This is a genomic window from Clostridium sp. Cult2 (genome assembly GCF_021655075.1).
Classification (GTDB): Bacteria; Bacillota; Clostridia; order Tissierellales; family Tepidimicrobiaceae; genus Schnuerera.
Genome location: NZ_PPXX01000074.1, coordinates 1 through 7,367, shown reverse-complemented (window position 1 = coordinate 7,367; position 7,367 = coordinate 1). Strand labels below are relative to the sequence as shown.

Here is a 7,367-nt window from a genome sequence, read left to right as displayed (position 1 = left end):
AAGAAATGAAAACTCAATAGAAACATGCATTGAATACAATAAGCAATTTAAAGATACAAATCATATTACCATACCCTACTTACCTGATGAAGATTTAATTAATAAATTGGTAGATGAAGGATATGAGAAGAATAAGTAATAGAAAGGAGATTTAAATGGCCAGATTAGTTCAATGTGTACCTAACTTTAGTGAAGGAAGAAATAAAGAAATAATAGAAAAGATAGTAGAAGAAATAAGGATAATAGACGAGGTGAAATTATTAGATTATTCCATGGATAAAGATCATAACAGATCTGTAGTAACCTTTGTTGGTGAACCTGAACAGGTTGTAGAAGCAGCTTTTAATTCAGCTAAGGTTGCAGCTGAACTAATAGATATGACGAAACATACTGGAGGACATCCCCGAATGGGGGCAACAGATGTAATACCATTAATACCTATATCCGATGTAACTATGGAAGAATGTGTAGAGTATTCTATACAATTAGGCAAAAGAATAGGTGAAGAACTGAGTATTCCAGTTTTCCTATATGAAAAATCTGCAACATCTAAAGAAAGGGGAAATTTAGCAGATGTTAGAAGAGGACAATATGAAGGGATGGCAGAAAAACTTAAACAGGAAGAATGGACACCAGACTTTGGACCTAGTACTTTGAATATTAAAGCTGGTGTAACAGCAATAGGAGCTAGAATGCCTTTAGTTGCATTTAATGTAAACTTAGGAACTGATAATGTGGAAATTGCAAAGAAAATTGCTAAGGTTGTACGAGCGAGAACAGGAGGCTTCACCTATTGTAAAGCTATAGGATTAGAAATAAATGAAAGAGGTATAGTGCAAGTTTCCATGAATATGGTTGATTATACTAAAACTTCCCTATTTAGAGTATTTGATACTATAGAAAGGGAAGCAAGAAGATATGGAGTAAATGTTATAGGAAGTGAAATCATAGGATTGGTGCCAATGCAAGCTTTGGTCGATGTAGCAGATTATTATTTAAGATTAGAAAACTTCCATTCCAGTCAAATACTTGAAAAAAGAATGTTTGAATAGGGTGATAATATGAAAGCGGATATTGTTATTAAAAACATAGATAATTTAATAACCTTAAGAGGGCCTAATAGACCTAGAGTAAAAGAGGAAATGAAAGAAATTGGGCTTATAAATGATGGAATAGTTGCAATAAAAGGGGATAAAATAATTTATGTAGGTGAAGGTAAACTACCAACAGATATTAATACCCATGAAAATACTATTTTCATAGATGGCAAAGGCAAAACTGTCACACCAGGCCTTGTGGATTCCCATACCCATCTTATCCATGGAGGTTCTAGGGAACATGAATTATCAATGAAATTGAAAGGAGCTAAGTATTTAGAAATATTAGAAGCAGGTGGTGGTATTCATAGCACAGTAAATTCAACAAAAGAAGCAAATTTTGTAGAACTTTATGATAAAGCAAAAAAAAGTTTAGATATTATGTTAGGGTTTGGAGTTACAACTGTAGAAGCAAAAAGTGGATATGGATTAGAGGATTTTGAAACTGAAATTAAACAGATGGAAGTAGCAAATAAGCTAAACGAAGACCATCATGTAGACGTAGTATCTACTTTTATGGGAGCTCATGCTATACCACCAAAATATAAAGATAATCCAAGAAAATTTATTGATATAATAATAGATGAAATGATTCCACAGGTGGCAGATAGAAAATTGGCCAAGTTCTGTGATGTATTTTGTGAAAAAGGTGTTTTTTCTGTAGAAGAATCAAGGGAAATATTAGAAGCTGGATTAAAATATGGTCTACTTCCAAAAGTTCACGCTGATGAGATTGAACCTTTAGGTGGTGCAGAATTAGCAGCAGAAGTGGGTTGTATTTCAGCAGACCATTTAGTTGCCGCTAGCGATAAAGGGATTAAAATGATGGCGGAAAAAGGAGTAATAGCCAATTTACTCCCTGGGACATCCTTTAACTTACAGACTGGAAAATTTGCACAGGCTAAAAAGATGATAGAAGCAGGAGTTCCAATAGCCATTTCTACAGATTATAATCCAGGTAGTTGCCCAACAGAAAACATGCAATTAGTCATGAGCTTTGCTTCAATTATCATGAAGATGACACCTGAAGAAGTGATAACAGCAGCAACAATCAATGGAGCAGCTTCCTTGAAGCTAGAAGACCAAGTAGGAAGCTTAGAAGTTGGTAAAAAAGCGGATTTAGTTATATTCGATTCACCTAATTTAGATTATATTATCTATCATTTTGGAATAAACCATACGGACAAAGTGATAAAAAACGGGAAATTTGCATTTGAAAAATCTAGCAATATACTATAAAATTATATTTAAATAAGTATACTAAAAGGGAGTAGCTATAGTATTTATTACTAAAATAGGATCAACATACTGGTGAATACACCTGGTCCTATTTACCCTATTATTTAGAGGGGAGCGAGACTTTTAGTTTAATAGGGTACTACTATTAAACTAAAAGTCTTTTTTATAACCTGTAGCAAAGGGAAATTATAACAATTAATAAAGAATAAAAGGAGAAGACATATGATTACTGAATTGATTAGAGCATTTCTTTTAATCTTCATTGCAGAAATGGGAGATAAGACACAGATAATAGCTATGACTTTTGCAACTCAATACAAGGTAAAAGAAGTTTTAACAGGTGTATTCATAGGAGTTTTTCTAAATCATGGTTTAGCAATAGTACTAGGTAGATATTTATCTAGGCTAGTTCCTATGGGTTCCATACAACTAATTGCAGGGATAATGTTTGTCATTTTTGGAATGTTGGCATTAAGGGAGGAAGAGCTAGAAGAAAAGGGGAACAAAAGGAATTCCAGCGCTATTATTACCGTAGCCCTGGCATTTTTTATAGGCGAGCTAGGTGACAAAACCCAGCTTACAGCTATGACATTATCTGCAGAAGGAAATCATCCTTTTTTTATCTTATTAGGGACTACATTAGGCATGTTAGGAACAAGTGGTTTAGGGATTTTTGTAGGTAGCAAAATTGGAGAAAGGATGCCCGATACTTCAATTAAAATCATTTCATCTATAGTATTTATATTTTTTGGAACGTTGAAACTTTATAAATGGATTCCAATAGAACTATTAAATCCATTTAATATAAGGCTTTATTTAATTGTAATCATACCAGTTTATATGATATTGACTAGAAGATTGATTATTAGGAAAAAGCAATCCAAATATTCTCCTATGAAGGAGGTAGCTGCTACCTTATATATTCAAACAAAATTATTAAAAAAAGCAGTGGATGATATCTGTCTTGGTGAAGATGTATGTGGCAATTGTTCTGGTAACAATTGTATAATAGGTTATACAAAGAGTCTTTTAGAAAATGCAAGAGATAATAATCAATTCTATGTTGAAGAAGATATAGGTTTTCAAAAGTTAAAGAATAAAAACTTTGACAAAACCAAAGTGATGGAAGCATTGAGTCTGATAATAGCTGATTCTATAGAGTATGGACTAGTAAATGACGAGAAATTTATTATCAATAAAATTAAAGGCTTTTTAGAGTTAATCTTGATAGGGAAAAACATTAGATTTGATGGCGATTTATCTAAATATATTAGACAGATTAAAAGGGTTAATTATCATATAGGGGAAAATTTAGAATATAGGATTAGGGAAAAGCTTAGTTCCTCTATATAAATATTGCAAAATTAAAGAAGGATAAACAATATTTATGTAGAATAGTATAGAATAAGTAAGAAATATGAAAGGGGGATAGGATATGGCTGAAAATCAATATGTAGTATTCAATTTAGAGGCAGAGGAGTTTGGCATTGATATAATGAATGTAAAAGAAATAATACCATATCAAGAATCTGTTAATGTACCTAATGCTCCAGAATTTATTGAGGGAATAATCAATTACAGGGGAAATGTCATACCTATAATCAATTTGAAGAAAAGATTTAAATTATATGTTTCAAAAGCAACAAAAGATACAAGGATAATTGTTATAAACCTAAAAGATAAAGAAATAGGATTTGTTGTTGATGAAGCTTCTCAAACGTTAAGGTTAGATGACAAACAAATTGACCCAGCTCCGGATATAATATCTGAAGTAGATAGAAGATTTATCACGGGGGTTGGTAAAATTGGTGAAGATAGGCTGTTGATTCTTTTAGATTTACATAAAATATTAACAGATAAAGAAAAAGATCAAATTGATATGATTGAAATATAAAAAGAGGTGTAAATTGTGACAAATATTTCTTCTAAAATTGAACGTATTAATGAAATATTACATGAAACCATCTATTCTATTGAAAATAGCAAAGAAGAAATAACTGAAATAGTTGAATATGCTAGAGAAGATGTAAAACAAATTGAAAAAGATTTATATGAAATTAAGGATAAAGTCGATAAAATAATTAGAGAAGTAGATTTATTAGAGGTTGAAGAAAGAAAAAGCAGAATCTATCTATCAAATGTAAGTAAAAATTTCAATATATACACTGAGGAAGATTTAAAAGAGGCTTATGATAGAGCTAATGAAAATAGAATTAGGTTGCTTTTAAAAAGAGAAGAAGAAAAAACCTTAATAGAGAGGCGAAAAGAACAAGAATTTAGGTTAAAATCTGCCATAGAAGTTTATGAAAAAGCTGAAAATGTTAGGAAATCAGTAAGTGTAGTTACTGAATACTTAAAGGGTAATTTAGATGAAATATTATTTACTGTTGACCATTTAAATAAAAGACAGGTTTTAGGAATTAAGATAATTGAAGCCCAAGAAGAAGAAAGGGAAAGATTAGCTAGAGACATTCATGATGGGCCAGCTCAATCTATGGCAAATATATTGATAAAAACAGAAATCTGTGAAAGAATGATGGATATTGATAGGGACAAATCCAAAGCGGAATTGCATAAATTGAAAACTATAGTGAGAGCTACCTTAAGTGATTTAAGAAAGACAATATATGATTTAAGACCCATGTCCTTAGACGATTTGGGACTAATTCCAACTTTGGAAAGATATATTTATAATTTTATAGAGTACACCGGAATAGATATAAAACTAAAAGTAATTGGCAATATAGTAAATTTAAACTCAGCTATTGAAGTAGCAGTATTTAGAATTATACAGGAATCTTTAAACAATATTTTTAAACATTCAAATGCATCAGAAGCTAGGATAATTATAGAATACTCCCCCATGAGACTTAATTTATCCATACAAGATAATGGAATTGGATTTAATGTAGAAGAAGTTAATAAAATTGGTAGTGGCACAACTGGAGGCTTTGGTTTAATTAGTATTAAAGAAAGGGTAGAATTATTAGAAGGCAATGTAGAAATCAAATCCTCACTAGGCAAAGGCACAAGAATTAACATTTATATTATGTTACCAGAGGAGGAAAGTTAATATGGTAAATGAGAAAATATCTGTAATGATAGCTGATGACCATGTATTAATGCGGGAAGGATTGAAGCAATTACTAGAGTTAGAAAATGATATAAGAGTAACGATTCAAGCTGGGGATGGTAAAGAAGCTATTGAAAATGCATTGAAATATAATCCGGATGTCATATTATTAGACATAAACATGCCAAATATGAATGGTATAGATGTTTTAAGGAGATTAAAGGATTTAGGAGTCGATTCCAATGTTATTATGCTTACTATTCATGAAGATAAAGAATATTTACTTGAAACTATGAAAATAGGTGCTAATGGATATGTTTTAAAGGATTCAGATGCTGATAGTTTAATTAAAGCTATTAGAGATGTAAATGCTGGGAAGACTTACATTCAACCGAGTATAGCTTCTATGCTAGTAGAAGGTATGGGTTCTAAGGATGATGAAAGAAATAAAGAACTTATGAAAATAAGACTTTTGACCAAAAGGGAGTATGAAGTTTTGACATTGATAGCAGAAGGATTAAATAATAAAGATATAGCGGACAAGCTTTATATCAGTGAAAAAACCGTAAAAAATCATGTGTCAAGTATTTTCAAGAAACTTGAAGTTAATGATAGGATACAAGCAGCAATATTTGCATTTAAAAACAATATTAAAAAAATTTAAAGAAACCAAGGGGATGACCTCTTTGGTTTCTTTATTATGCACTTAAACATTTCACCGAAAGTTTAAGAGGTATATTTCATATATAATGTTTTTCAATATATTCTAGGACAAAAGACTTGAATGTTTCATTTAAAGGAGAAAGTTGTCTTTTATTATGATAAACAAAGTAAAACTTGCGAATAAAATCAATTCCCTTTATATAGTATACCTTATATTTATTCAATTTAATGTCATCTATTACAGCCCGTTGGGATAAAAAACTTATACCTACTCCTAAGGATACTAAATTTTTAATAGTTTCAGTATCTTCTACATAGGCAATAATATTTAAATCATTCATTTTTATTTTGTGTTTTGCTAATTCATTAACTATTAAATTTCTTGTGCCAGAGCCCTCTTCTCTAAAAAGGATTTTTTCATTAATTACCTCATCTATTGTTAAATAGGAGTAATTTGGTTTGGAATATAGAGAAGTATTAGGAGTAATTACCAATAACCTATCTTCTACTAGCTCAATATACTTTAGTCTATCTGAAGGATATTGAGCTCCAATAATCCCAAAATCTGTATCACCTTCAAGGATACTTTTTACTACATTCTTTGAATCTTTATCCTCAAGTGTAAAAGACACATCAGGATATTTTTCCAAAAAATCATCAATTATATCAGGTAGTATATATTTTCTAGGAATTGAACTAGAATAAATATATAGATGGCCTTGGATACGGCCTTTAAAGGCTGCTAAATCGAATTTTGCCATTTCGCATGAATTAACTATGTTTATTGCATACTTATAAAACAAACTACCAGCATCCGTTAAAGAGATTTTTTTCCCAGAACGATTGATTAGTAAGGAACCTAATTCTTTTTCTAAATTTTGTATATGGTTAGTTACAGTAGGTTGTGTTATATATAGCTTTTCTGCAGCCCGTGAAAAATTTTTTAAATTAGCTACTTCAATAAAGGTTTCAAGTTGTCTTAAATCCAAGTTAATATCATCCTTTCTATGTATTGCTAAAATTCACATATGCACTTTTATTTTATCAGAGTTAAATAAAAATTAAAACCCAATTTTAAATTAAAAAAACCATTGACAAATAATAAAAAACTTGGTATATTAAAATAGCTGTCGAGAAAGGGTTTTAAAGCTAAAACATTAACATAATAAAAAGTAGTAAAATCTTCTTGACAACAGAATTAAAATTTGTTATATTATAAAAGTCGGCTCTAAACGGTGTCGACAACAAAGAACCTAGACAACTTAACAGTGTGAAGTACTTTGAGTAAGATATAA

At 30.5% G+C, this 7,367-nt stretch carries 7 protein-coding genes; 6 read left to right on the top strand and 1 reads right to left on the bottom strand.

Annotated elements, in window-relative coordinates:
* Positions 1–155 precede the first annotated feature (155 nt).
* From ftcD to C3E90_RS08020, 6 genes are all read left to right on the top strand, one after another.
* On the top strand, positions 156–1,052 hold the full coding sequence (gene ftcD, locus C3E90_RS08045; RefSeq protein ID WP_236915130.1) for a glutamate formimidoyltransferase: 897 nt from the start codon (positions 156–158) through the stop codon (positions 1,050–1,052).
* Between the two features lie 9 nt (positions 1,053–1,061).
* Positions 1,062–2,336: an imidazolonepropionase gene (gene hutI / locus C3E90_RS08040; RefSeq protein WP_236915129.1), complete on the top strand. Its 1,275-nt coding sequence runs from the start codon at positions 1,062–1,064 to the stop codon at positions 2,334–2,336.
* Between the two features lie 222 nt (positions 2,337–2,558).
* The gene (locus C3E90_RS08035) at positions 2,559–3,689 is read left to right on the top strand and encodes a TMEM165/GDT1 family protein (protein ID WP_236915128.1); all 1,131 of its coding nucleotides are present in this window, start codon (positions 2,559–2,561) and stop codon (positions 3,687–3,689) included.
* 82 nt (positions 3,690–3,771) lie between these two features.
* A complete protein-coding gene (locus tag C3E90_RS08030; protein ID WP_236915127.1) occupies positions 3,772–4,230 on the top strand; it encodes a chemotaxis protein CheW in 459 nt (152 codons plus the stop codon).
* A gap of 15 nt (positions 4,231–4,245) precedes the next feature.
* Positions 4,246–5,409, top strand: coding sequence for a sensor histidine kinase (locus C3E90_RS13505; RefSeq protein WP_236915126.1), 1,164 nt, complete (start codon positions 4,246–4,248; stop codon positions 5,407–5,409).
* A gap of 1 nt (position 5,410) precedes the next feature.
* Positions 5,411–6,073, top strand: a complete 663-nt coding sequence (locus C3E90_RS08020; RefSeq protein ID WP_236915125.1) for a response regulator — start codon at positions 5,411–5,413, stop codon at positions 6,071–6,073.
* Between the two features lie 76 nt (positions 6,074–6,149).
* On the opposite strand, the gene C3E90_RS08015 is transcribed toward C3E90_RS08020, so the two are convergent.
* Positions 6,150–7,061 carry a selenium metabolism-associated LysR family transcriptional regulator gene (locus C3E90_RS08015; protein WP_236915124.1) on the bottom strand — a complete coding sequence of 304 codons (912 nt, stop codon included), beginning with the start codon at positions 7,059–7,061 and terminating at the stop codon, positions 6,150–6,152.
* Positions 7,062–7,367 lie beyond the last annotated feature (306 nt).

What these genes read in the sequence shown, in the direction of transcription:
- C3E90_RS08020 (WP_236915125.1), top strand. Translation starts at nt 5,411, where the DNA reads ATGGTAAATGAGAAAATATCTGTAATGATAGCTGATGACCATGTATTA.
- ftcD (WP_236915130.1), top strand. Translation starts at nt 156, where the DNA reads ATGGCCAGATTAGTTCAATGTGTACCTAACTTTAGTGAAGGAAGAAAT.
- C3E90_RS08035 (WP_236915128.1), top strand. Translation starts at nt 2,559, where the DNA reads ATGATTACTGAATTGATTAGAGCATTTCTTTTAATCTTCATTGCAGAA.
- hutI (WP_236915129.1), top strand. Translation starts at nt 1,062, where the DNA reads ATGAAAGCGGATATTGTTATTAAAAACATAGATAATTTAATAACCTTA.
- C3E90_RS08030 (WP_236915127.1), top strand. Translation starts at nt 3,772, where the DNA reads ATGGCTGAAAATCAATATGTAGTATTCAATTTAGAGGCAGAGGAGTTT.